Source organism: Undibacterium sp. RuRC25W, assembly GCF_049339825.1.
Classification (GTDB): Bacteria; Pseudomonadota; Gammaproteobacteria; order Burkholderiales; family Burkholderiaceae_D; genus Undibacterium.
The window spans coordinates 1-26,105 of record NZ_JBMPPD010000047.1 but is presented as its reverse complement, the minus strand read 5'-3'; the positions used below and the strand labels follow the sequence as shown (position 1 = coordinate 26,105).

Genomic DNA, 26,105 nt, shown 5'->3' with positions numbered 1-26,105 from the left:
CTTCTGGTGCTGCGTCAATTTGATCGTAGGCTTTTGCTTCGCCGCCAAATTTCTTGGACAATACTGTCGCAATCGCTGCTGTCAGTGTAGTTTTACCGTGATCAACGTGACCAATTGTACCGACGTTGACGTGCGGCTTGGTGCGTTCGAACTTACCTTTTGCCATTTTATTCTTCCTTCAAAAAGAACGATTTATTAACATAGTACCTACCCCGGCATGGGGCAGGTTTTTAATACGAATTACTTAGATTTCGATGTTACGATTGCATCGATAACGTTCTTAGGCGCTTCAGAGTAGTGCTTGAATTCCATGGAATATGTTGCACGACCTTGAGTTGCTGAACGCAGGGATGTGGAGTAACCAAACATCTCAGACAAAGGTACTTCAGCTTTAATGATTTTGCCGCCACCGCCAGCAATTTCATCCATACCTTGCACCATACCGCGACGGGAAGACAAGTCACCCATCACAGTACCAGCGTAGTCTTCTGGTGTTTCGACTTCAACCGCCATCATTGGTTCCAGAATGACTGGACTTGCTTTACGGCAGCCATCTTTGAATGCCATCGAACCCGCCATACGGAACGCGTTTTCGTTGGAGTCAACGTCATGGTAAGAACCGAAGAACAGGGTAACTTTAACGTCAACCACTGGGTAGCCAGCCAATACACCGGATGTCAATGTTTCACGAACACCTTTTTCAACTGCAGGGATGTATTCACGTGGAACAGTACCACCTTTGATTGCGTCAACGAATTCAAAACCTTTACCTGGTTCTTGCGGTTCGATCTTCAATACAACGTGACCGTATTGACCACGACCACCAGATTGCTTAACGAATTTACCTTCGATCTCTTCGCAAGTTTTGCGAATTGTTTCGCGGTACGCAACTTGTGGCTTACCAACAGTTGCTTCCACATTGAATTCACGTTTCATACGATCAACGATAATGTCCAGATGCAACTCGCCCATACCGGCGATAATTGTCTGACCAGATTCTTCGTCTGTACGTACGCGGAAAGATGGATCTTCAGCAGCCAAACGGTTCAATGCCAAGCCCATTTTCTCTTGGTCAGCCTTTGTTTTTGGCTCAACAGCTTGAGAAATAACTGGCTCTGGGAATATCATGCGTTCCAGAACAACGATTGCTTTTTCATCACACAGCGTGTCACCAGTTGTTGTGTCTTTCAGACCAACCACAGCAGCGATATCACCCGCCATCATTTCTTTGATTTCTTCACGTTGGTTCGCATGCATCTGCACCAGACGACCGATACGTTCTTTTTTCTCTTTAACAGAGTTATAAACGCTATCGCCTGAATTCAATGTGCCGGAGTAGCAACGGATAAAGCACAATTGTCCAACGAACGGATCAGTTGCAATTTTAAACGCCAACGCAGAGAATTTCTCTGTATCTTCAGCTTTACGAACAACTGGCTCGTCATCATCATTCACGCCAGGAACTGGTGGAATATCCAATGGAGATGGCAGGTATTCAATAACTGCATCCAACATCGCCTGAACACCTTTGTTCTTAAATGCAGTACCGCACATCATAGGAACGATTTCGGAAGCGATAGTACGTGCACGCAATGCTTGCTTGATGTCAGCTTCAGACAAATCACCTTCTTCAAGGTATTTGTTCATCAATTCTTCACTGGCTTCAGCAGCTGCTTCAACCATGTTTTCACGCCATTTTTGCGCTTCAGCTAACAGATTTTCAGGGATATCACGGTATTCGAATTTCATACCTTGAGATGCTGTATCCCAGAAGATCGCTTTCATCTTAACCAGATCGATAACGCCTTCGAACAAATCTTCAGCGCCGATAGGCACTTGCAGAGGCACTGGGTTCGCTTTCAAACGTGCACGCATTTGATCGTACACTTTGAAGAAGTTCGCGCCGGTACGATCCATTTTGTTGACGAATGCCAAACGTGGAACTTTGTACTTATTTGCTTGACGCCATACTGTTTCTGATTGAGGCTGAACACCGCCCACTGCACAGTAAACCATGCAAGCACCATCGAGAACACGCATAGAACGCTCAACTTCAATCGTGAAGTCAACGTGGCCTGGTGTATCAATGATGTTGATGTGGTGAGGTGCGAAGTTGTTCGCCATACCGCTCCAGAAGCAAGTAGTCGCTGCTGAAGTAATAGTAATACCACGTTCCTGCTCTTGCTCCATCCAATCCATGGTAGCAGCGCCATCATGCACTTCACCGATTTTGTGGTTTACACCGGTGTAGAACAGAACGCGTTCAGTTGTCGTCGTTTTACCTGCATCAATGTGAGCGGAAATACCGATATTGCGGTAGAGCTCAATGGGGGTCTTACGGGCCATAGATAATCCTAAATCTTTTAATGGACAAAACCGAGCGCAATTTTCTTGTAAAAATCGCGCCCGGCCTGATTCAAAATACTTGCCAGAGCCGTTGCATAAATATCATACAAAGGCTCCCTACTCTTACTCTTAGAAGCGGAAGTGAGAGAAGGCCTTGTTGGCTTCAGCCATACGATGGACTTCATCACGTTTCTTCATTGCACCGCCACGACCTTCAGCGGCTTCCAGCAATTCTCCACCCAAACGTTGTGGCATGGATTTTTCGCTACGCTTGTTAGCGGCTTCACGCAACCAACGCATAGACAAAGCTAAGCGGCGAACTGGACGAACTTCTACAGGCACCTGGTAGTTTGCACCACCAACACGGCGGGACTTAACCTCAACCAGTGGCTTTGCATTATTGATTGCCAGAGCGAACACTTCCAATGGATCTTTACCAGATTTTTGTTGGATGTGGTCGAATGCACCGTAGATGATGCCTTCAGCAACAGACTTCTTGCCGGACAACATCAATACGTTAACAAATTTTGCTACTTCTACATTACCGAATTTTGGATCCGGCAATACGTCCCGTTTCGGGACCTCACGACGACGTGGCATTTCAATTCCTTTCAATCTTCAGTTGAGTACCGAATAACACTTTACTGGCACTCGCGACAGGCCATCATAACCGGTCACTTACTCGGCTCATTCCGAACCGACACTGATCCGTAAATTTTACGGAGATTAAATTACGAGATAATTACTTCTTAACTGCCTTAGCGCGCTTAGAACCATATTTGGAACGAGCTTGCTTACGGTCTTTAACACCTTGGGTATCCAATGCGCCACGAACCATATGGTAACGAACACCTGGCAAATCCTTAACACGACCACCGCGGAGCAACACTACGCTATGTTCTTGCAGGTTATGACCTTCACCGCCGATGTACGAAATAACTTCGAAACCGTTGGTGAGGCGAACTTTAGCAACTTTACGCAAAGCCGAGTTAGGCTTTTTTGGAGTTGTAGTATAAACGCGGGTGCAAACGCCACGTTTCTGCGGGCTGTTTTCCAGCGCCGGCGATTTGCTCTTTACACGTGCTGAAACACGTGGTTGGCGAATCAGTTGATTGATGGTTGGCATCGTTTTTAATCCAACAAAATACAACGTTAAACACAAACCCGGAAACGGTTGCCCGGGAACTAAGAATCATTTTTTACGTCCGAATATTCAGACGAGCTCGATTTTTTACTTGGACTTGCCTGCTTTTTAAGCATCAAAATTGCATTTTTTATGCAAGGCTGAATTTAAAAAGTAGAAACCCAAAATCGAGAACTCGCAATTTTATGCCCCATTGAACAAGCATGTCAACGCTTTTTATGTAAAGAGGACTTGACGGAAGGGCAGATATACGGCCTCTCAGAGTAGGAAAAATTTTCGAAAAATCAAGTTTTTCTACAACATCGTGTAAAGATCAATGGCAAATAAGAAGTGCGACGCGAGCCAAAGATATCTTTTTACCACCATTATGAGCTATTGGCAGCTTCCCTCTTCCACTGATACCAAAAGTCACACCGTTTTGGTCACAAATCATTTATATTGTCGCGCTTTCGTTCAATGCTTTCGTTAAATACTCTCGTCCGGCGCGTTAATTAGCATGCACAGCGTCACTATAAGCAGCGACTCTTGCGCGCCCTTCTCCCCTTTTTGATTGATTTACCCTACAACGGCGAACGACCTGACAATGCGTTTTTTACTACGGCCTCGGACTTGTTTCTTATTAATCAGCTATTTATTGCTGTCAGCGGTTGCCTTTTTTTCTCTTTTCCTCGGTAAGACGATTAGCCATCCATCGCAGTTGCTGGTCACAGAAATCATCGCATGGATGGTCTTCTGGGCAGTCATGCAGCGCCCCCGTTGGTTCCATTATTTGCTTTTACCAGCGATGCTGGCAGCACCCGTTGAAATTTATTTGCGACTCTATTTTGGCCAAGGCATTTCCACTCACCATCTTGGCATCATCGTAGAAACCAGTCCCTCTGAAGCAATGGAATTTTTGGGGCAAAAAATCTGGCTGTTAGTGCTTCTGTTGCTCATTCTGACATCTTGGTGGTGGGCACTGTTAAAGGCGGCTAAAGCCACGCCCGAACTGGAGTGGCGACATGTTTCGCGCTGGATTGTCATCGCACTTGCACTCGCTGTCGCCACCGTTTGGCAATATGGCACTATCGTTGGTATAGCCGCTACCCCAATCGTTGCACGCAGCAGTCCAGATAGCAGTGAAGAAGACGATGCAGAGAGTACCGTTGTCAACACAGAAACCAAGGGTAAGCCGTTTAGCAACCCACTGCTGGAACAATGGCGTCTTAGCGCGGCAAAGACTCTTGGCAAGTTGCCTCCGTGGGCGAACATCCCGTATAGCGAAGACGTCATGACACAAACCTGGCCATTTGGTCTGGTCTCCTATGCAATCGACTTCTGGACGGAACGCAACTATCTGAAGCAATTAGCTGAAAAAAACCGGAATTTCCGTTTTCATGCCACTCTTGAAGGCGATCTTAACGCCCCGCAGACGGTATTACTTGTGATCGGAGAGTCGTCCCGCTTTGATCGCTGGGGCCTCAATGGCTACCCACGCGACACCAATCCACGACTTACCGCTGAGAGTAATTTGGTCAGTCTGAAAGACATGGTCACACCAGTGACTGCAACCCGATTATCTGTCCCCATCATCATTTCACGTAAGCCAGCAACAATGGGCTTAAAGGCGGGGTTTTCAGAAAAGTCTTTTCTTGCCGCCTTCAAAGAAGCGGGCTTCAAGACGTTCTGGATCTCCAATCAGATGAGTTTTGGTAAATTCGATACGCCAGTCTCTGCCTTCGCCAATGAAGCGGATGTGACTGAATTTCTGAACCTAGGTGGCTTTACCAACAGTTCGAATTTTGATGATGTCCTATTGGCGCCGTTATCGCGTGCGATACTTGATCCTCGACCTAAAAAGCTGATTGTATTGCACACGTTGGGCAATCATTGGAACTACAGCCACCGTTATCCCAAAGATTTTGATCACTGGCAGCCATCTCTGTTTGGTATTGTTGATCCGGAATACACAGATCTGAAAAATAAAGACGCATTAAATAATAGCTATGATAATTCGGTCTTATACACCGATCATATTCTGGCTGAAGTAATACAACGCCTCAAGGCAAGCGATCAACTGACTTCCATGATGTATGTGTCCGATCATGGACAAACACTTTACGACGGGAGTTGTCAGTTGGCGTTTCATGGACATAACACGCAGTTTGAATTCCATATCCCCTCGTTTATCTGGTTCTCAGACGCCTATCAGGCGCAGTTTTCAGACAAGATTGAACAATTACGAAAGCATCAGCAATTTAAACTGTCGACCGAAAATGTATTCCATACGCTACTAGATATGGGCAATATTCACACCCCAGATGAGAAACTGGACTGGAGCATTTTAAATAGCCACTTAAAAAAGCATACCCGCTATGTTGATAGCAACGGCTGGACTGATTATGATAACGCCGATATCAGCGGCGCTTGCCATGAAATGATTGCAAAAAAACCGATTCCCAAAAAGAAGAAAAAAAAGCTTCGATGAGCTTACGGGCGTCAATGATATGAGAGAACATCCGATTTAGTTGCATTCAAGCAACTTTAGGGCTGCAAATAAGACGCAGGCCTTTCTTCTCGGCGATGCCACAAAAAATCGCTCCATTGCGGCAACAACGTTATCTCGCTTACACTTACTGCATGCCCACTGATCTTCCGCCTACAATTACCGCCAGCACTTCCGATGAGCCATTGATTACGCTGGCTGGCGCATGGGTGGTCAATGCCCTGGCACATGACCACCGACTACAAGAACTCAACGAAGAGCTCACAAGCCTGGCGAAGAGGAAAAATGCTCAGTGGGATTTACGTCAGTTAACTAACTTGGATCACGTCGGTGCCCAGACCTTGTGGCGCGCCTGGGGCAAGCAACGTCCCTTCTCGCTCATTATGCAACCCAGTCACGAGGGGATTTTTGACCGACTGGCAATCGTGAGCGCAATGCCCCTACCGACGACACCAAAATCGCGCTTGACACGCACGATGTTGCTCGGCAACCGGGTTCTGGGATTTTTCAGCCATTTATTCAGTTTTATTGCGCTACTAGGACAGTTACTGCTCGACCTCTGGCTATTTGCACGCCATCCATTAAAGGGGCCATGGAAAGAACTGTCTGCCAACATCTACCGCATGGGTGCCCAAGCACTTGGAATTACGGCACTGGTTGGGATCTTGATCGGTATTGTTTTATCTTATTTATCAGCACAACAATTACGTGCATTTGGTGGCGATTTATATATCGTCAATTTACTGGGAATGAGCATTATCCGCGAACTGGGGCCGATGCTCGCAGCCATTCTGGTGGCCGGACGTTCAGGATCAGCGATCACGGCGCAACTCGGGGTGATGCGTGTCACAGAAGAGCTCGACGCCATGAGTGTAATGGGGATTCCCCATGGCTTCCGCCTGATTATGCCCAAAGTATTAGCACTGATCATCGCGATGCCGTTACTGGTTATCTGGACCGATATCATGGCATTAATCGGCGGAATGATATCGGCTGAGGCCTTACTCGGTATGACACCTGCATTTTTTATCTATAAATTACCGGAAGCAGTACCGCTTCTCAATTATTGGATCGGTCTGGGAAAAGGTGCCACTTTCGGCCTACTGATCGCGCTGATCGCTTGTCACTTTGGACTTCGCATTGAGCCCAATACAGAAAGTCTGGGACGTGGCACCACCAGCTCAGTCGTCATTGCCATCACTGTTGTGATTATTGCAGATGCCCTTTTTGCGATTATTTTTAGCAAAGCAGGATATTAAGCTATGAAACCGGACAATATTATCGATATCCATGGCTTGCGTACCCAGTTTGGACGTGCTGTCGTGCATGACAACCTCGAACTGCAAGTAAGGCGTGGCGAGATTCTGTCGATCGTCGGCGGGTCTGGCACCGGAAAGACCGTCTTGATGCGACAAATGCTTGGCTTAGAAATCCCTAAGCGTGGCGAAATCAACGTCTTTAATGAAAACATTCATGCGCCGAAAGCTGGCCATCTGAATTATCTGCGGAAGCGTTCGGGCATGCTGTTTCAGCACGGCGCTTTATATTCCGCACTCAGCGTCTTTGAGAATGTTGCTCAGCCCTTGCGCGAGTTTGGCAAATTCTCAGAAGAGTTAATTACCGATATCGTCTATCTCAAATTGCAGATGGTCGATATCGCCTTCGAACACGCACGAAAAATGCCCTCCGACCTCTCTGGTGGCATGATCAAACGGATTGCCTTGGCGCGTGCGTTGGCACTCGATCCACAGTTATTATTCTTGGATGAACCAACCGCTGGACTTGATCCCGACCGATCGGACAGCTTTGTGCAATTAATTTTATCCCTGCACCGTCAGCTTGGGCTGACAGTCGTCATGGTGACGCATGATCTTGATAGTTTGTTCGCCCTCTCAAGCAGGATTGCCGTATTAGCAGAAAAACGCGTGATCGTTATTGGTACGCCGCAAGAAGTTGTCGCCTTCCATCATCCGTTTATTAATAGTTTTTTCCTCGGCGGACGCGGTGTGCGCGCGATGGAAGTCATGGCCCCTCCGGGGCATTAGGAAATCCATGGAAAACCGATCTCACGCACTTATTGCTGGTTTTTTTACCATCGCTCTAGTGCTACTCACTAGCATTTTTGCAATCTGGCTCGGGCGCGATAAAATTCAACGTATCCCCTATGAAATCGTCACGTCGTCTTCCGTATCAGGATTAAATCTGCAAGCCGCGGTACGTTATAAGGGTATTAAAGTTGGTAACGTGACCGACATTAACTTTAATCCCAAGGTACCGGGACAGATTATGTTACGTATCGATATCATTCCGACGACACCTATTACCACAGCTACATTTGCCACTCTGGCCTATCAGGGCGTCACTGGAATCGCCTTTATCCAACTCGATGATGATAACCAGACAGGCTCGATATTGCTCGCCAAGAATGTAAATGACGATGCGTTACCACAAATCCCACTACGTCCAAGTCTCTTGCAAAGCTTAGAACAAAAAAGTGTCGCCATTCTGAATCAGACACAGGAATTGACGCAACGGATAAATCATTTACTCGACCCGCAAAACCCGACATCGCTACTCGCTACTATTGATCACTTTAGTAAAGCGGCTGATCAATGGGGCGCGGTTCCAGAACAAATCGCGCCGAGTCTCAGCAAACTACCTGCCTTGATGGATCAAACCCAGAGTACCCTCAAGTCAGTCAATAACTTATCTGTTGATGCTGGTCAATTTACACAGAATCTGAACCAGTTAAGCCGCCAGTTGCAATCGAGTGATGGACCGATAGCGCGTTTCAACAATGCGCTGGATCAAATCAGCAATAGCGTCACAACAGAAACGCTGCCCCGTATTCAGACACTGACTGGTGAAGCACGTAGCTCATTGCGTCTGATCAATCGTACGACAGAAAATCTGAATGAGCGTCCGCAAAGTATTCTATTTGGCAATCTGGCACCGGCACCAGGGCCGGGCGAAGCTGGTTTTGTTGCGCCAGTATCCGCTCCACAATAAAGGAAAACCTATGTCCCGCTTAGCAGAGGCAGTGACTCGTATCACGATGACCTTAACCGTAACTAGTTCTAGATTGTTCAAGCGCTTTGGTCTGATCAGCGTGGTTTGTATAATCAGCGCTTGTGCTGGCAATACTGCTTTACAGCGCCAGCAGTATGATTTTGGGCTCTCTGGGCTGTCTGATGTGCAAAGCAATCCACCAGATAAAAAATCACCAGCGCAGAGGGTACAAATCATACTGGCAGATATCCAGGTCGTGCCGCCACTGGACAGTAATGCGATGTGGTATCGCTTGCAATATGAGAATGTCCAGCAGTTAAAGACCTACGCACAAGCACGCTGGAGTATGCCGCCAGCGCAATTATTTGCGCAACGACTGAAAATAAAAAGTCTATCCGGCGGTGTGCGATTGATCAGCTCCAACGATAGCATTAGCGGCATACCAGTCCTGCATCTGGAGATCGATGAATTTTCTCAGATCTTTACCTCCATTTCCGACAACCATGCACAAATTAATGTAAGGGCGACGCTAAGCAAAGGGAATATGATTATCAGCCAACGTCGTTTTGCAACAGCTATCCCAGGCAAAACAGCTGACGCAGCGGGTGGCGCTTACGCGATGAAAGAGGCAAGCGACCTTCTCATTAACGACCTGGAACAATGGCTATTTCAGCTCACTATCAAGTGAGCAGTAACACATCATGACGTTACCGGATAACACAGAGACGGGAAAGTTCATGCACAGTTCACCCTTTGCTCGGGTGAGTCTGGTGGCATATTTATTTCTGATTTTGTATGCGAGTTGGTATCCATTTGCCGGTTGGCGCGCAAATAATCTATCTGCGTTGCCTGACGTGATCCGAGCGTGGCCGCGGTATTGGACGACGTTCGATGTCGGCACCAACATTGTTGGCTACATCCCTTTTGGCACGCTGATCGTTTTTTCTTTGTATCCGCGAGTCAATCGCTGGCGAGCGGTGTTAGTCGCCATCGTTTTCGCATCAACCGTGTCTGCTACTGCGGAGCTGGTGCAATACTTTATACCTAGCCGTGTGACTTCGTTGCTGGACTTTTTGACCAATGCTGGTGGTGCGACGATTGGCGCGGTATTGGGTGCCATGTTGACGCCCCTGATTATAGAAAAAGGACGCTTGCAATTATTACGTAAGCAGTGGACCTTTCAGGAATCAAGTCGTGAAATAGTCATTTTGGGATTGTGGCCCATGGCACAGCTCTACCCGCAGGCCTATCTCTTTGGTATGGGTGAAATTTTCCCAATAATATCTCAACATTTAAGTCAGTTCTTTGATATGGATATCAATCTTAGTACCTTTCTCTTACAAGGTATTGAACCTGACGCCGATGTATATCTGCTGGCAGAAGCGCTGATCACTGCTTGTGGTTGCACTGGCGCCATCCTGATTTGTCTCAGTTTATTAAATCGCCATGCACCGAAACTGATTTTGTCCCTCTTACTGTTGATAATGGCCGTTGTTTGTAAATCGCTGGCGAGCGCTCTCTTGTTTAATCCTGAATATGCATTTGCCTGGTTCACGCCAGGTGCACGCGGCGGCTTAGTAATCAGCATGATTATGTTATATGGCTTTTCGTTCGCCCCCGTGCATGTTCAGAAACGTCTGGCAATGATGTTGCTCCTGATTTCCCTCGTGGTGGTCAACCTCCTTCCAGACAATCCTTATTTTGAAGTCACCATGCAAGCGTGGGTTCAGGGGAAATTTTTGAACTTTAATGGCGCGGCACAGTTCTTATCCTTATTCTGGCCATTTCTTGCGCTATGGGCTTTGTTACGCAAACCGCGCCCGGTAGCGGGCTAGTTTGCAGTATCATAGCGGCTAACCTGGTATGCGGGCCTTTGTCGGCATACACCACCGCGACAACTATTGAAAACATCATCATGTCTGAACCTCTCTATTTTCAAAAACATGTGTTTTTTTGCATGAATCAACGTGAGGACGGTCGTCCTTGCTGTTCAGATCGCGGCGCACAAGCTGCACAGGAACATGCCAAACGTCGCATCAAGCAACTCGATATGAATGGTCACGGAAAAATTCGTATCAACAAAGCGGGCTGCCTTGATCGTTGTGAAGAGGGGCCAGTACTGGTCGTCTATCCACAAGGTACTTGGTACACCTTTGTAGATCAATCCGATATCGATGAAATTATCGATGTTGACCTGATTGGTGGCGGTACCGTTGAACGTTTAAAATTACCAAATTCATGAATGCACAAACTGAACATTTTCTCATAGAGGGTGCAGTAGGCCCACTGCAATGCGCACTGGATCTGCCGGATCCAGAAGCACTGACAGCCCCCATCGGTCTGGCTTTAGTTGCCCATCCACACCCTTTGTACGGTGGCACGATGGATAATAAAGTAACGCAAACACTGGCACGTACTTTTACGGGGTTGGGTTATGCAACAGTGCGGATGAATTTCCGTGGTGTCGGTCAGTCTGCAGGTATCCATGATTCAGGCATTGGTGAGACCGATGACATGGCTTTGCTGCTGGAACAGATGCGTAAGCGCTTTCCTGGTCTGCCCGTTGCATTGGCTGGCTTTTCTTTTGGCACGTTTGTACAGGCTTGTCTACAGCAACGCCTCATCGCCAACAACCACCCTGCCGAACGTCTCGTGCTGGTCGGTGCAGCAGCAGGTAAATGGGCAATGCCTGAGATCCCTGACAACACCATTCTGATTCATGGCGAACTCGATGACACCATTCCGTTATCCGCGGTACTCGACTGGCTACGACCACAAGATATTCCGGTCACCGTTATCCCCGGTGCCGACCATTTTTTCCACCGCCGCCTGCATCACATCAAACAACTAGTGAGCAGTCTGTGGGATAAAGCTTAAGGGGTAGTGAATAGCTACATCGCTTGTCATTTCCTGAAGCCACCGTTTTCCGTTTTTATTTTTATAAGTTTCATCAATGAAAAAATTTCTCGCTACCGTTGCCGCCTCATTGCTGACAATGTCAGCCGCGATGGCACAATCTCTCCCTACACCCACCATCGCAGCTCGTTCATGGCTGTTACTCGATGTCACTAGCAGCCAAATCATTGCAGCACAAGAACCGGATATGCGGATCGAACCGGCATCGCTGACAAAAATCATGACGGCGTACCTGGTATTTACTGCTCTGACTGAAAAGAAACTCGATTTAAACCAAAGTGTGAATGTTTCTCCACATGCTTGGAAAGTGGATTCCAGCAGCTCAAAAATGTTTATTGAGCCAAACAAACCAGTGACCATTAATGAACTGTTGTACGGCTTAATCGTTGACTCTGGCAATGATGCGGCCGTGGCACTCGCAGAAGCAGTCGCGGGGAGCGAAGAAGCCTTTGTCGTACAGATGAACCGTCAGGCTGAACGCATCGGCATGAAGGCAACACACTATGCCAATCCACATGGCTTGCCAAGCCCAGAGAATTACTCCACGGCGCGTGATTTGTCGACACTGGCAGCTCGTCTGATCAGCGACTTCCCTGCATTTTACAAAACGTACTACAGTACAAAGAGCTATACCTACAACAAGATCACTCAACCTAACCGCAACCGTCTGCTGTGGTTAGATCCGACGGTCGATGGCATGAAAACTGGTCACACTGAATCTGCAAAATATTGCTTAATTTCATCTGCTAACCGTCCTAACGGCAGCGGCCAACGTCGTCTGATCTCCGTGATCACTGGTGCAGATAGTGACCAGATCCGTGCACAAGAAAGCCTGAAACTGCTGAACTGGGGCTACCTCAATTTTGATACTGTTAAACTCTACGCTAAGGGTCAGACTCTGGATACACCACCAGTCTGGAAAGGCTCTCAGGCGCAAGTCAAAATTGGTTTTGATCACGATTTGTATGTGACCTTAGCAAAAGGTTCTGCCGCCAGACTCAAACCAGCACTGGAACGTAAAGATCCCCTCATCGCACCAATTAGCTTGAACAGCAAAGTTGGCACAGTCAAAATGATGCTCGATGGTAAAGCTGTCGCTGAATTTCCGGTAACGGCGCTGGAGCAGGTCGATCAGGCAAGTATTTTTGGTCGGGCTTGGGATTCTATTCGTCTGATGTTAAAGTAATCATAAGACGTTGGAAATTCATTTCCGTCTGATGTTCTACTGCGCTATGGAGCGAGTTCCGAGTGTTATTAGGTTTGCATTAATAATATAGTTATGTTAAGTTTTCAGTTGTTCTAAATATATTAAAAAATACATTTGGATACAAAAGGATGTGCCTAAAGCCTGATCTTTTTCTAAAAAATAAAGCGAACTCTATGAAAACAACGACTCTATTAGCATTGACTTGCGTTGCTATTCTCAGCGCATGCGGAACACTCAACGACACGGTGGCAGACTCTAAGGGTACCAACAAAGTTGGTGAAGGAGACTATGTCACCGGAAGCAACCTGCCGCAGCGTGGAAAACGTGTACAGACCATCAACCCTGAGCAAATGCAAGATGCCATCCGTGGACAAACCTTGCAAATGCCTGGTAAATCGGGGGGATAGCAGGACGGCGAAACTCGTTTCCGTATCGACAGCCTCAACAAAAAAATGAGCTCCCGAATTGATTCTGGAGCTCATTTTTTATATTTACGTCACCCCTCGGGGGAATAGGTAACCTCATTAACAGATGTGGCATGAAAAATAGCCCACCTAAATATGACTAATTTGCATAACCTTTGGTACCAAATCATGCAAAAATGAATTTCTCATTTCACTGACGGAAACATCATCATGTCTGATCCTCTGGTCTATCTTAACGGCTCCCTCACTCCTCTCTCTGAAGCAAAGATCCCCGTGTTGGACCGGGGTTTTATCTTTGGCGATGGTATTTATGAAGTTATTCCTGTTTATGCAAGAAAAATGTTCCGCTCAGAACAACATCTGGCGCGACTTTTCCGCAGTCTAGCTTCGATCGGTATTACAAATCCGCATAGCAAAGAAGAGTGGTTGACATTGATAGCGCAAGTTATGGCCGCCCATGAAGCCGATGACCAGATGGTATATATTCAGGTCACACGTGGTGTTGCCAAACGGGCCCATGCTTTTCCACAAGAAGCGACGCCGACCGTTTTCATTATGACTAACCCAATCGTTCTGCCGTCAGCAAGCGCGCGTGAACAAGGCGTGGCTTGTGTTTCGATGGAAGATAAACGTTGGTTGCGCTGTGAAATCAAATCGATATCTTTACTTGGTAACGTCCTGGCTGCACAAAATGCAGCAGAACATGGTGTGACTGAAAGCATTCAGTTCCGAGATGGTTATCTGACAGAAGCGTCGGCTTCGAATGTATGGATAGTTAAAAATGGCGTGATGATGGGACCGCCTAAAGACAACCTCATTTTAGAAGGCATACGTTACGGACTGATTCAAGAATTATGTGCCGCTGAGAAAATCCCGCTAGAAGCACGCCGCATCACACGGGCAGAAGTATTCTCTGCCGATGAAGTCATGTTATCTTCTGCGACCAAAGAAGTCCTTGCGGTTGTGCGTATTGACGATCAGACTATTGGAAAAGGCGTACCAGGCCCCATCTACCAGCAATTGTTTAGGGCTTATCAACACGCCAAAGCAGAATAAAACGTCCTGCCATCAGTTTTCATTTCTTGATCTGGTGTTGCGGATTGAAGCAAACCAACGCAGACACAATGGCAAGCACGATTTAAGAATTAAGCGTGTATGACAGTGAATGAGTTAAGCATGTCTTGGTAGCAAGTAGACATGCTTCTCTGAGCAACAAGTAAAGAAAAGGAACGATGATGGAAATGAAACCAATTGCCCCAGAAGAAAGTCTGATTGTTTATCCAAGTGAATTCCCAATCAAAATCATGGGTGCAATGCATGATGCATTCGCACAAACCATGGTCGAAGTGGTAACAATTTACGATCCAAGTTTCCATGCTGGAAAAATGGATATGCGCCCGTCAAGTAAAGGCACCTATCTGGCATTAACAGTCACCGTCTGGGCGACCAGCCGCGAGCAACTCGATAATTTGTACCGTGAATTATCGGCGCACCCGATGGTAAAAGTGGTTCTTTAAACAAAGATCTAAAAAAAGAACCTGCTGTCACATCCCTTATTGACGTTATCGACAGCAGGTTTTCAGTGATGCGTTTTTGCATTGTCTATGATATCAAGTCAGTATCAGGATCTTACGCTGTCAGCGTGAATAGCAAAGCGGCAAACAAAGCGCCGAGTAGCGGTCCGACGACAGGCACCCAAGCGTATTTCCAATCGCTATCGCGCTTTCCAGGTATTGGCAGCATCGCATGCATGATACGTGGGCCTAGATCACGGGCCGGACTCATTGCATAGCCCGTTGTGCCGCCAAGAGATACCCCAATTCCCAACACGAGCAAGCCAACAGGTAATGCGTTCATCGCGCCAAGCCCAATTTTTGGTGCCGCCATATTTAAGACCGCAAATACCAGAACAAAGGTGGCAATAGCCTCTGAGGCGAGATTGCCACAGGTACTGCGGATTGCCGGTCCAGTGCAAAAAACAGCAAGCTTTGCATCCTGACACGTCGTTTCAGCAAAATGCCTGTAATACATAATCCAAACAAGAAATGCACCAGCCATCCCACCTGCCATTTGCGCCAAAATATAACCAGGCACTTGCGACCATGCGAATTTATTTGCTACTGCTAAGGCAATCGTCACAACCGGATTGAGATGCCCTCCGCTCGCTGTTGCCGTACAAAAAACCGCCACAAAAACCGCCATTGCCCACCCTAAGGCAATGACAACAAGACCACTATTAAAACCTTTCGTTTTTTGTAAAATCACATTGGCAACAACACCGTTGCCGAGTAACACCAATATCGCGGTACCGATAAATTCTGCAAATAATGGATTCATGAATGCGCCTTTTTTCCGGACGATAGCGTGAATGACTGGCATACATATGCCGACATTATTTCTCACGACGCCCTGTTATTGTTCAGTAAAAAATCTCGCGTTTTATCCAGTTCTACAACGTATTCAAGTAGTAAAGACAATAGCCCACCGACAGCCAGCTCATCGAGCTATCCTATTGTCTTTCCATCTCGATTCTCTGTAGAGACAGATGTTTTCGAATCGTCTGCCTACGTTTCAGACGTCATCTGCCCACGCCTTACTGGCTCTGATTGCTCGCTGCCAGTCATTCATGCAAGTACGAACCTCTTGTTCTGGCATGGCAGGTGTAAAGCGATGATTTAATTTCCATTGGCTCTGAATCTCTTCTAAGTCTTTCCAGTAACCCACGGCGAGACCTGCCAGATAAGCAGCACCGAGTGCTGTCGTTTCAGTGACTTGTGGCCGCACCACATCAACACCCAATATATCTGACTGAAATTGCATCAGTAGGTTATTGGCCACAGCTCCCCCATCAACGCGAAGCTCGGCAATATGACCTGCCAGATCCGCTTCCATCGCCTTTAATACATCCACTGACTGATAAGCAATACTGTCAAGTGCAGCGCGAGCGATGTGGGCGGACGTTGTACCACGTGTGACGCCAAACATCGTGCCACGTGCACGGGCATTCCAGTGCGGAGCACCAAGTCCAGCAAACGCCGGAACCAGATATACGCCATCGCTATGCGGCACACTTTGCGCTAAGGCTTCGATCTCCGATGCGCTGCGAATAACGCCAAGTCCATCACGCAACCATTGCACGACAGCACCACCGATAAAAATACTGCCTTCGAGCGCATAGTGAACCTGATCACCGATTTTCCAAGCAATCGTCGTGACGAGGTTGTTTTTGGATTCGATGGGTTTTATACCCGTGTTCATCACTAAGAAGCAACCTGTACCATAGGTGTTTTTGACCATGCCAGGTTTGACGCACATTTGTCCAAACAAAGCCGCATGCTGATCGCCAGCAATACCGGCAATAGGAATTTCTGAGGCGAATAAAGAAGTCTTGGTTTTGCCGTAAATTTCGGAGCACGAACGGACTTCAGGCAACATGCTGCGTGGAATCTCCAGAAGATCGAGCAGTTCTTGATCCCATTCCAGCGTATGAATGTTGAACAACATAGTACGCGACGCATTCGTGACATCGGTCACATGCAGTTCTTGCTGAGAAAAATTCCAGACCAGCCAGGTATCGACGGTACCAAAAGCGAGATTTCCTTGTGCTGCTAGTTCACGCGCACCTTCAACGTGATCTAAAATCCAGCGGATCTTCGTCGCAGAAAAATAAGCATCAATCGGTAAACCCGTTTTTGCGCGGACTTTGTCGTCCAAGCCTCGGGCTTTCAACTGATCGCAAAACGCTGCCGTGCGGCGGTCTTGCCAGACGATGGCGTTATACAGAGGTCGGCCTGTTTGGCGGTCCCAAACAATGGTCGTTTCACGTTGATTCGTAATTCCTATCGCCGCGATGGAGCCGCCAGCAAGACCAGCATGCGCGACAGCCTCTGCAGCGACACCCGCCTGTGTTGACCAGATTTCTTGTGGGTCGTGTTCAACCCAGCCTGGCTGAGGATATATTTGCTGAAATTCTTTTTGTGCAACAGATACGACATTTCCGCTGTGATCAAACAGAACGGCCCGCGAACTGGTTGTCCCCTGATCTAACGCCAGAATATATTTCCCATCCATTTGTGTCTTCTCCATGATTGGTTTTTGATATAGTTTTTTACCAGGTAAGTCACACCGCCTGGTACGGTTTTTTTGATGATGAGATGAGGTCTACGTTCCCCAGTCACTGATTCGATCAGCTCTTGTTGTTATGAGGTGTGTTTGCGTATTTAGAACGCAACAATTCTACGAGGTAGTGCGGCAAGCAAACGCATTACCAATTGTTCCAAGGCGTCTGTACCGGCTGTCGTCGCATGTAATCCCAGCTTGGTTCTGCGCCAGAGAATATCGTCCGTTGATCGTGCCCACTCATGCTCAACCAAATACCGGACCTCTGCCTCATAGAGGCCTGGCATCAGTTGCTCGCCAAGGTCTTGTAGTGAATGACAATCAGCAAGCAAGGTTAAAGCACGGGTGCCGTAATTGCGCGCATAGCGATAAACGATGGATGATGGCAGCCAAGAAAATTGTGCCTCGATGTGTCGTAAGAAACCATTAAAATCGGCGTTCGGTATATCACCGCCAGGCAACGACGCTGGTGCCGTCCATGGACCTTTCATGATCCCGAGTGGCCCCGTGAGCATATTGACGGCCTCTTCAGCAAGGCAGCGGAAGGTGGTGATTTTACCGCCAAAGACTGACAAGATCGGCGCCTGATCCTGATCTGTATCGAGTTCAAGATGGTAGTCACGCGTGACCGCTGAAGGATTGTCGGCATCCTCCTGCTCTAGCAGAGGACGTACGCCTGAATAAGTCCAGACCACGTCGGCAGACTTGATGCTTTGTTTGAAATAGCGGTTTGCTGACTCACACAAATAACTCACTTCATCCGTTGAAATGTTGACCGCGCCAGCATCACCTTTGTACTCAAGATCAGTGGTGCCGATCAGCGTGAATTCATGCTCATAGGGAATTGCAAAAATAATGCGTTTATCAGGATTTTGGAAAATGTAGGCATGGTCGTGCTCAAACATTTTTTTGACGACAATATGGCTACCTTTGACGAGACGCACTTCGTTTCTGGCTGTCTGATGTAAGTGCTGGTGTAGTAATTCACTGGCCCACGGACCTGCAGCGTTGACGATAGCACGCGCTGTCACCTTGATCTCCGTTTGCTGATCTTTCAGCAACGTAGCCTGCCACACACCAGCTTCACGATGCGCCGACTGTAACTTTGTTCTGGTCAGAATGCACGCACCCCGTTCTTGCGCATCCATCGCATTTAACACGACCAGCCGCGCATCATCCACCCACGCATCCGAATACACAAATCCTTTATGCATACTGCTCTGCAATGGGGCACCTAACTGACTGTTTTTAAGATTGACGCCAGTCGAGCCTGGCAACAGTTCGCGCTTGCTGAGATGGTCGTATAAAAAAAGTCCGAGGCGTATCATCCAAGCGGGACGCAGATGTGGCACATGCGGCATCACAAAACGCAAAGGCCAGATAATATGCGGCGCGGCCCGTAACAACACTTCACGCTCCTTCAGGGCTTTACGCACCAAGCCAAATTCATAGTATTCGAGATAACGCAAACCACCGTGAATCAATTTGGTACTGGCCGACGACGTATGTCCGGCAAGATCGTCTTTTTCGCACAACAAGACCCGCAAACCGCGCCCGGCCGCATCACGGGCGATACCGGCACCGTTAATACCGCCACCCACCACCAGCAAATCGAACTGCAGATCATTCGTCATGATGCCAGACCGCCATTTTGTGAAGAAAATAGTTGTAGAGAGGAAGATAAGATTAAAAAGTAATTATGAGTCCAATTATTAGTCCAAATACTTTTATGAATAACTCATCTTTTATGTTTAAAAACGATCATAAATCATCAAACGAATAATTTCAAGTTCGTTTTCGAACATTTACGCCGTCTACATAACGGATCAACCACCACACTGTTGCGAAAAACCTTTCAATCCAAAGACACAGGCAAAGACGAGCGTGTTTAAATCAACATTTGAGCCGGTAGAACCCACTAAAAACCATGAGGACTGCTGTAGAAATACATCAACTACACGCTTCGATTAGAATGATTGCCTATGCATCATGTATAGTCGATTTTCGTATTCCAACATTTTTGTATCGCAAGGAAGTTCGCCCATGCCAAATCCCTTAGCACCCTCCTCACTCCTTTACGACCAGTCCTTGTCACAGTCGCTCAATCTGCGCCAACAAGAATTGTTAGCAGGCGTGCAGAGAGATGGTTTTGCTTCAGTGGAGCAGCTGGCAGCGCAATACAGGGTCACTCAACAAACGATCCGACGCGATATCAATTTATTGGCGGACATGAACTTATTACGCCGTTTTCATGGCGGTGCTGGTTTAACGTCCAGCGCAGAAAATATGGCTTACAAAGCGCGTCAGACATTGCTTTCAGATGAAAAGCGCCGGATCGCGACCTTGGTTGCCCAACATATTCCTGATCACGCAACGCTGTTTATTAATCTTGGTACAACGACGGAAGAAATCGCCCGTGCGCTATCGAATCACCGCCACTTACGTGTGATCACAAATAACATGAATGTCGCCAGTATCATGTGTAATTACCAGGATATTGAAGTCATCGTAACGGGTGGTGTTGTGCGCCCTCGGGATGGTGGACTGACAGGGGAGGCAGCAGTGGATGTCATCAACCAATTTCAGGTTGATTTTGGCATCATCGGCATTTCTGGCATTGAAATGGATGGCACGCTACGCGAATTTGACTATCGGGAAGTACGAGTATCAGAGGCCATCATCAAGCACTCCCGAACAATATTCTTGGCAGCAGATCACTCAAAATTCGACCGCCCTGCCCTCGTCAAATTAGGGCATATGTCCCAGATCGATATGCTATTTACTGATCAGTCTGTCCCTGAGCAAATGCTGGCGACATTTGAAAAAATCAAAACCCGCGTCATTATTGCCTAATATCTTCATCATCACCGCGATGAGTCGCAAACGGCACGAGTTCAGCGTTTTTGTCAGAGTTTTTCTCAGCGACTTGCCAGTGCCACTTCGCTTAATAGCCATTCACGGAAGGCTCTGACCTGCGGTTTTTGCAACGCCTGCTCCTGATAAACCAAGTGATAAGAAACTGGACTGGGTATTTCAATATCAAACAAACGGATTAGCTGACCACTTTCAATATCCGATTGCACGATCGCATGGCGCCCCAATGCAATCCCCTGACCATCAACTGCAGCGCGCGCCAAGATGGAAGCGTCTTGGTACACCAAGCCATTCGTCGGTTCTTCATTATCTAAGCCTGCCGCCCGAAACCAAGGTTCCCAAGGCTCTTCCTCACAACGTAGTAAATTGGATGCGGCGAGCTCCGCCGGGCTCTGCGGCAACTGACCGCCGTGATAGCGAGGACTGACGACAGGATAGTAATAATCTCCCATCAAAAATTCTGAAACGAGACCAGGATAGTTCCCCAAACCAAAGCGGATACCAATATCAATCGAATCTCTCGAAAAATCGGCTAACTGATTACTTGATTGCAAACTCACTTCAAGGTCTGCGTAATGCTCAATAAACCGCCCTAGGCGCGGCGATAACCACCGCGCAGCAAACGACGGTAATGATGTAATACCGAGTCGCTTTTGCTGATTTCGTTTTTGCAACTGTTCAGTGGCTTCCACCAGATTTTGCAAACATAAACGAATTGCTGCGGCGTAACGCTCACCTTCGGCATTGAGAATCAGACGCTTGCCATGACGTGTAAATAATTCAATATCAAGCTCTTCTTCAAGTGTACGCACTTGATGACTCACCGCACCATGCGTCAAATGAATCTCCTCTGCCGCTTTAGAAAAATTCTGATGACGCGCCGCCGCTTCAAAGGCACGTAGTGCTGCTAAATTAGGCAGTTTTCTGATATCCATTTTTCATATATCCGTCATTATCCATCCACATAATAATGCTAATTTAATTAGCAAGCAAAGCCAAAATTTCTCGTTTTGTTTCTGAATTACAAACGCCTACAATGTGAACATCGCAATGCAGCATTGAATTTTCCCCTTAGAAATCACGACTGTGTGATTTGGTTGCTGCACAACAAGGAGCATGGAAATGACAAATAATTTCGCAAACCAATCGTACACGATCAACGCGGGTAGCACACTCTCGGGTGTTTCTCCGGTCGATCGTAAAATCAGAATTGTCTGCGGTCGGGTCTGGCTAACCATTGCAGGAGATGAGGCCGATTTCTGGCTCACTGACGAAGAAACCGTCGTCATTCCTGCAAACCGTATGGTTGTAGTTGAGGCTGATCAACAAACGAGTTTGATCGAGTTGCAGACAGTTAGCGCTTCTGTCATCAGCAAACAAAACGACTTTGCGCTGGCCACTTATTTTCAAAAACTGTCGCATAAGCTGACACACGCCTTTGCTTAATGGCGTGAGACCGTCATTTACTTCGTCGTATTGCGGCAAGCTACACCACCACAGCCAGCACCGCATGCTGGTCGTGGTCATTTTTTCAGTCGATGTATCAAGATATCCCGCAGGAAAAACGGCAGTCGCTGGTCAGGAATGTTAAACTAGCGGTCTATGCAAACCAGTACTTCTTCCACTAAGCCAGTCGTCCTGCACCGTGGCCTTGAGCCCTATCAGCAGACTTTCGATGCCATGCGCGCATTTACGGACGCGCGCGATGCCAATACGCCTAATGAATTCTGGATCGTCGAACACCCGCCGGTATTTACGCTTGGGCTGGGCGCTGACCAGTCGCATGTGTTAGCGGCGCACGATGTTCCAGTAGTACAAACTGATCGCGGCGGTGAAGTCACCTATCACGGCCCAGGTCAGGTTGTCATTTATCTCATGATGGATCTGCGTCGCAGCCATCCAAAAGCGCGTTTATTTGCCCGAGAATTCGTCCACAAGATAGAACAAGCCGTGATCAATACGCTGGCAGCGTATAATCTGGCTGGTGAACGTAAAGAAGGTGCGCCCGGTATTTACGTCAGTGACGGCGCATTTAAAGGCGCAAAAATTGCCGCATTAGGGCTCAAAGTACGTGGTAATGGTTGCACCTACCATGGCGTGTCCCTGAATGTGGACATGGATTTGGCACCGTTTTCATGGATCAACCCCTGTGGTTATGCAGGACTGGCAACAGTCGACATGAAGACCCTTGGTATCCACGCTGCATTGGCCGACGTACAAAACGCCCTCGCACAACATTTGCAAGACGCATTGTCTGCACCCGATTGAATTTTTGAAATTTTTCGACACCGCTCCGTATCATGACAACCGAAAATACTCCCGTCTCTCCCGCTGAAACCAGCAATGCGGCTACGACCGCCTACGATCCGACTGAAAAGCAAAAAGGCGCGAGTAAAACTGCGCGAATTCCTATCAAAATCGTGCCAATGGAGCGTTTGCCTAAGCCAGACTGGATTCGCGTCAAAGCAGGTTCACCGACGACACGCTTTTATGAAATCAAAGATATTCTGCGTGCCAACAATCTGGTGACTGTTTGTGAAGAAGCATCTTGCCCGAATATCGGTGAGTGCTTTGGTAAAGGCACAGCAACTTTCATGATCATGGGTGATAAATGTACCCGTCGCTGCCCTTTCTGCGACGTGGGTCACGGTCGACCAGATCCGCTCGATGTGAACGAGCCAGCCAACCTGGCAAAAACAATTGCCGATCTAAAACTCAGCTACGTCGTTATTACCTCTGTTGACCGCGATGATTTACGCGATGGCGGCGCAGCCCATTTTGCCGAATGCATTAGCAAAATCCGTGAACTGTCTCCCAAGACTCGCATTGAAATTCTGACGCCCGATTTCCGCGGCCGCATGGATCGTGCCTTAGAAATTCTAAATATGGCACCGCCAGATGTGATGAATCACAATCTGGAAACGGCACCACGTTTGTACAAAGAAGCGCGTCCTGGTTCTGACTACGAATATTCACTGAACCTGTTAAAACGCTTCAAAGAAATGCACCCGAACACCCCAACCAAATCCGGCATCATGGTTGGCCTAGGCGAAACTGACGAAGAAGTCTTGCAAGTCATGCGCGATATGCGTGCCCACAACGTGGACATGCTCACGATTGGTCAGTATCTGGCACCAAGTGGCCATCATTTACCAGTACGTCGCTATGTTCATCCTGATGTCTTCAAAATGTACGAAGAAGAAGCCTACAAAATGGGCTTTGCACACGCCGCCGTCGGTGCGATGGTCCGCTCCAGCTACCACGCTGATCAACAGGCACATGGTATCGGTGAATAATTCCTGAATAAAAAAACCAATTCTTAGCAATAAGTGTTGGTTTGGCCTGACTATCTTATTTCTGGACTTCATTCTCCATTGTTAAGATGCTTCACTCAATGACAGTCATATCACCGATGGCTGTCATTTTTTTATTCTGTCACATTTTTTTCAGTACCTAACGTTTTCTTTTTAAACGTAACACAACAATACTCAGCACCGCCCCCCCACTTACCTCGTTCATCTTGTCATCGTGTCTTTTGATGTGATGACGACCCTAACGTATTAAAAATCAACAATGGGCGTTTGTTTTCACGCTTATACGCAAGGTTACATTCACATTCGTTATGACATTCCAGCGAAACAAAGAGAATTCATCATAAGACCAACAGCGAGGTATCTGCTGCACGAAGATACTCAACAACCAAGGTTTTGGTTTGTTTGTTTGGAAGGAAATCATGATGAAATTTATGTTAAGTTTAATCACATTGGCATGTACTGCCAACATCGCCAGCGCCCAAGAATTTGCCCATGTCGTTTCAAAAACGCAGATCGTGGGGAACATACCTGCTCAACAACAGGTTTGTGAAAACAGCACAGTTCAAGTACAACCAGGAAACTCTGGTGCTGGTAGCGTCATCGGCGCCGTTGCTGGCGGCTTGCTCGGCAATACCGTCGGTGGTGGTGGCGGCAGAGCTGCGGCAACGATGGCAGGCGTCATCGCTGGCAGTATCGTCGGCGACAATGTAGAAAGCAAAAATGCAGTTCCAGTAACGCAAAATGTACAACGCTGTCATTTGCAACAAATCATGCAAAACCAAGTCATCGGTTATAACGTGAACTATGAGTATGCGGGCCGTCAATACAACACGAGCCTCAGCAGTGACCCAGGTGACTGGGTGCCAGTACGCGTCACCGATCAAGGTGCTTTCCCAGCGATTCCGACTCTGCAAGCAGGCAATATCAATGCTGCACCTAACACCGTCATTGTTCAGTCCACACCGAACGTCATCTATGTTCCAAACTCCTATTACTACGGTCCACCGCCAATTGGTGTGAGCGTCGGTTTAGGCTTTGGTTTTTATGGTCATCGTCGCTGGTAAATCAGATTATTGCAGCCTCTGACCCAACACACTACGAAAGAAAAATCATGACATCTAAGACTATCATTTCACGCTTGCTGGCAACGATCGCAATGAGTTTTGCAATCACGAGTGGTACTGTCGGCAATGCGTTTGCGGCTGACAGCAGCCCACAACCAATGCAACAAGAGTGGATGAAACACCATCAAGAAATGCGTGCTGAACATCTAAAAAAATTAGCCACGCATCTCGGTATCACAGCAGCTCAAGATAAAGCTTGGCAGGACTATACCGCTGTGCTGACTGCAACACCAACACAAATGAAGCATCCTGATGTTAATGCGGATGCAGCGAGTATTGCGCGGTTTCATGCAGACCTAGCAGCTGAACATGCTAAAAGGCTCGCTACCCTTGCCGATGCGACTAGTCAACTGCAAGCTAGCCTGACCCCAGAGCAACGTAAAAAGTTCGATGATATCGCTCATCATATGATGGCGATGCATCAGCAGCATCATCATCATGGCTGGCACCATACGGAACAGCATCACGGCAACAATGACGCGCATCAGGATGTACCAGCAAAATAAGCTTATTCTGCTTACATACAATCCCCAGTTACCTACTGGGGATTTTTTTTATGGCGATGCGTATCAGATGCGGCGCTACACAAGCCATTCGCGTTGAAACATTGGCAACAAATGGAACGCCGGTAGAAGGTGCTCAATGCAGCTTAACAAACGATTCTGGTAGTTTTAACATGACAACACCAGGTAGCGTATTGATCCATCGCTCCAGTTCTAATTTGAGTGTCATCTGCAAAAAAGACGGGAATGATCCAGCTTCTGCGACGGTTATTTCTAGAGTAGCAGGCAGCATGTTTGGTAACATCCTTCTCGGTGGTGGCGTCGGTGCAATCGTTGATCACTCCAATGGATCTGCGTACAACTATCCAGAGTGGATCCGTTTAGTATCTGGTCAAAATTTAACTTTCGATCGCAGTGACTTTAAGTCAGGAGAAGCGACTGCACCACATCAGACGACTGAAGTCGCAAGTAAAAAGTAAATGACGGATCCGTAAAAAAAACGCCAGCACATCATTTTGAACTGCACCCCAAAAGTTGGACACCCGTCCTAACTTTTGGGGTGTTTTCATGAGTAAATACACAAAGCAATTCAAACTGGCCGTTGTTAAACGGTATCAAGAAGGTTCAGCGGGTTATCAA

Annotated in this window: 27 protein-coding genes; 19 read left to right on the top strand and 8 right to left on the bottom strand. The window is 47.4% G+C overall.

Annotated elements, in window-relative coordinates:
- From ACO0KV_RS16950 to rpsL, 4 genes are all read right to left on the bottom strand, one after another.
- Positions 1–166: GTP-binding protein (locus tag ACO0KV_RS16950; protein WP_423042495.1), on the bottom strand; the 166-nt coding region annotated here is incomplete at its 3' end.
- Positions 167–240: 74 nt separating this feature from the next.
- Complete coding sequence (gene fusA / locus ACO0KV_RS16945; protein ID WP_423044110.1) at positions 241–2,346, bottom strand: elongation factor G; 2,106 nt, start codon at positions 2,344–2,346, stop codon at positions 241–243.
- Between the two features lie 129 nt (positions 2,347–2,475).
- Positions 2,476–2,946: a 30S ribosomal protein S7 gene (rpsG, locus tag ACO0KV_RS16940; protein WP_162039546.1), complete on the bottom strand. Its 471-nt coding sequence runs from the start codon at positions 2,944–2,946 to the stop codon at positions 2,476–2,478.
- Between the two features lie 142 nt (positions 2,947–3,088).
- A complete protein-coding gene (rpsL, locus tag ACO0KV_RS16935) occupies positions 3,089–3,472 on the bottom strand; it encodes a 30S ribosomal protein S12 (protein ID WP_186913921.1) in 384 nt (127 codons plus the stop codon).
- 601 nt (positions 3,473–4,073) lie between these two features.
- On the opposite strand from rpsL, the gene ACO0KV_RS16930 reads away from it, so the two are divergent.
- The 12 genes from ACO0KV_RS16930 (at position 4,074) to ACO0KV_RS16875 (ending at position 15,049) form a co-directional block, all read left to right on the top strand.
- Entirely contained in the window at positions 4,074–5,957 is a 1,884-nt protein-coding gene (locus ACO0KV_RS16930; RefSeq protein ID WP_423044108.1) for a phosphoethanolamine transferase, read from the top strand.
- Between the two features lie 152 nt (positions 5,958–6,109).
- Positions 6,110–7,234, top strand: coding sequence for an MlaE family ABC transporter permease (locus ACO0KV_RS16925; protein WP_423044106.1), 1,125 nt, complete (start codon positions 6,110–6,112; stop codon positions 7,232–7,234).
- Positions 7,235–7,237: 3 nt separating this feature from the next.
- Positions 7,238–8,020 (top strand): ABC transporter ATP-binding protein, encoded by a 783-nt coding sequence (locus ACO0KV_RS16920; RefSeq protein WP_423044104.1) that lies wholly within the window; start codon positions 7,238–7,240, stop codon positions 8,018–8,020.
- Between the two features lie 7 nt (positions 8,021–8,027).
- Positions 8,028–8,984 (top strand): MlaD family protein, encoded by a 957-nt coding sequence (locus ACO0KV_RS16915; RefSeq protein WP_423044102.1) that lies wholly within the window; start codon positions 8,028–8,030, stop codon positions 8,982–8,984.
- Between the two features lie 10 nt (positions 8,985–8,994).
- On the top strand, positions 8,995–9,672 hold the full coding sequence (locus ACO0KV_RS16910; RefSeq protein ID WP_423044100.1) for an ABC-type transport auxiliary lipoprotein family protein: 678 nt from the start codon (positions 8,995–8,997) through the stop codon (positions 9,670–9,672).
- A 49-nt stretch (positions 9,673–9,721) separates the two neighbouring features.
- Positions 9,722–10,819, top strand: coding sequence for a VanZ family protein (locus ACO0KV_RS16905; RefSeq protein ID WP_423044098.1), 1,098 nt, complete (start codon positions 9,722–9,724; stop codon positions 10,817–10,819).
- A gap of 80 nt (positions 10,820–10,899) precedes the next feature.
- On the top strand, positions 10,900–11,226 hold the full coding sequence (locus ACO0KV_RS16900; protein ID WP_423044096.1) for a (2Fe-2S) ferredoxin domain-containing protein: 327 nt from the start codon (positions 10,900–10,902) through the stop codon (positions 11,224–11,226).
- On the top strand, positions 11,223–11,861 hold the full coding sequence (locus ACO0KV_RS16895) for an alpha/beta hydrolase (protein ID WP_423044094.1): 639 nt from the start codon (positions 11,223–11,225) through the stop codon (positions 11,859–11,861). The genes ACO0KV_RS16900 and ACO0KV_RS16895 overlap by 4 nt, the downstream gene beginning before the upstream one ends.
- A gap of 76 nt (positions 11,862–11,937) precedes the next feature.
- Positions 11,938–13,086, top strand: coding sequence for a D-alanyl-D-alanine carboxypeptidase family protein (locus ACO0KV_RS16890; RefSeq protein WP_423044093.1), 1,149 nt, complete (start codon positions 11,938–11,940; stop codon positions 13,084–13,086).
- A gap of 194 nt (positions 13,087–13,280) precedes the next feature.
- On the top strand, positions 13,281–13,514 hold the full coding sequence (locus ACO0KV_RS16885) for a hypothetical protein (RefSeq protein ID WP_423044092.1): 234 nt from the start codon (positions 13,281–13,283) through the stop codon (positions 13,512–13,514).
- Positions 13,515–13,742: 228 nt separating this feature from the next.
- Positions 13,743–14,588, top strand: a complete 846-nt coding sequence (locus tag ACO0KV_RS16880; protein WP_423044090.1) for a D-amino acid aminotransferase — start codon at positions 13,743–13,745, stop codon at positions 14,586–14,588.
- A gap of 179 nt (positions 14,589–14,767) precedes the next feature.
- A complete protein-coding gene (locus ACO0KV_RS16875) occupies positions 14,768–15,049 on the top strand; it encodes a DUF493 family protein (RefSeq protein WP_423044112.1) in 282 nt (93 codons plus the stop codon).
- A 112-nt stretch (positions 15,050–15,161) separates the two neighbouring features.
- Here the strand turns inward: ACO0KV_RS16875 and ACO0KV_RS16870 are convergent, their stop codons facing one another.
- The 3 genes from ACO0KV_RS16870 to glpD form a co-directional block, all read right to left on the bottom strand.
- Positions 15,162–15,869, bottom strand: coding sequence for an MIP/aquaporin family protein (locus tag ACO0KV_RS16870; protein WP_423044089.1), 708 nt, complete (start codon positions 15,867–15,869; stop codon positions 15,162–15,164).
- Positions 15,870–16,103: 234 nt separating this feature from the next.
- Positions 16,104–17,603 carry a glycerol kinase GlpK gene (glpK, locus tag ACO0KV_RS16865; protein ID WP_423044087.1) on the bottom strand — a complete coding sequence of 500 codons (1,500 nt, stop codon included), beginning with the start codon at positions 17,601–17,603 and terminating at the stop codon, positions 16,104–16,106.
- Positions 17,604–17,752: 149 nt separating this feature from the next.
- Positions 17,753–19,285: a glycerol-3-phosphate dehydrogenase gene (glpD, locus tag ACO0KV_RS16860; protein ID WP_423044085.1), complete on the bottom strand. Its 1,533-nt coding sequence runs from the start codon at positions 19,283–19,285 to the stop codon at positions 17,753–17,755.
- Positions 19,286–19,694: 409 nt separating this feature from the next.
- Between glpD and ACO0KV_RS16855 the strand changes: the two genes are divergently transcribed.
- Positions 19,695–20,504 carry a DeoR/GlpR family DNA-binding transcription regulator gene (locus ACO0KV_RS16855; RefSeq protein WP_423044083.1) on the top strand — a complete coding sequence of 270 codons (810 nt, stop codon included), beginning with the start codon at positions 19,695–19,697 and terminating at the stop codon, positions 20,502–20,504.
- A 65-nt stretch (positions 20,505–20,569) separates the two neighbouring features.
- On the opposite strand, the gene gcvA is transcribed toward ACO0KV_RS16855, so the two are convergent.
- Positions 20,570–21,460 carry a transcriptional regulator GcvA gene (gcvA, locus tag ACO0KV_RS16850; RefSeq protein WP_423044081.1) on the bottom strand — a complete coding sequence of 297 codons (891 nt, stop codon included), beginning with the start codon at positions 21,458–21,460 and terminating at the stop codon, positions 20,570–20,572.
- Positions 21,461–21,647: 187 nt separating this feature from the next.
- On the opposite strand from gcvA, the gene ACO0KV_RS16845 reads away from it, so the two are divergent.
- The 6 genes from ACO0KV_RS16845 (at position 21,648) to ACO0KV_RS16820 (ending at position 25,945) form a co-directional block, all read left to right on the top strand.
- Positions 21,648–21,971, top strand: coding sequence for a DUF2917 domain-containing protein (locus tag ACO0KV_RS16845; RefSeq protein WP_423044079.1), 324 nt, complete (start codon positions 21,648–21,650; stop codon positions 21,969–21,971).
- Between the two features lie 156 nt (positions 21,972–22,127).
- A complete protein-coding gene (lipB, locus tag ACO0KV_RS16840) occupies positions 22,128–22,793 on the top strand; it encodes a lipoyl(octanoyl) transferase LipB (RefSeq protein ID WP_423044077.1) in 666 nt (221 codons plus the stop codon).
- 32 nt (positions 22,794–22,825) lie between these two features.
- The gene (lipA, locus tag ACO0KV_RS16835) at positions 22,826–23,821 is read left to right on the top strand and encodes a lipoyl synthase (protein WP_423044076.1); all 996 of its coding nucleotides are present in this window, start codon (positions 22,826–22,828) and stop codon (positions 23,819–23,821) included.
- Between the two features lie 437 nt (positions 23,822–24,258).
- Positions 24,259–24,903: a glycine zipper 2TM domain-containing protein gene (locus tag ACO0KV_RS16830; protein WP_423044074.1), complete on the top strand. Its 645-nt coding sequence runs from the start codon at positions 24,259–24,261 to the stop codon at positions 24,901–24,903.
- Positions 24,904–24,950: 47 nt separating this feature from the next.
- Positions 24,951–25,469, top strand: coding sequence for a Spy/CpxP family protein refolding chaperone (locus ACO0KV_RS16825; protein WP_423044072.1), 519 nt, complete (start codon positions 24,951–24,953; stop codon positions 25,467–25,469).
- Positions 25,470–25,519: 50 nt separating this feature from the next.
- The gene (locus ACO0KV_RS16820; protein WP_423044070.1) at positions 25,520–25,945 is read left to right on the top strand and encodes a hypothetical protein; all 426 of its coding nucleotides are present in this window, start codon (positions 25,520–25,522) and stop codon (positions 25,943–25,945) included.
- Positions 25,946–26,105: the final 160 nt, after the last annotated feature.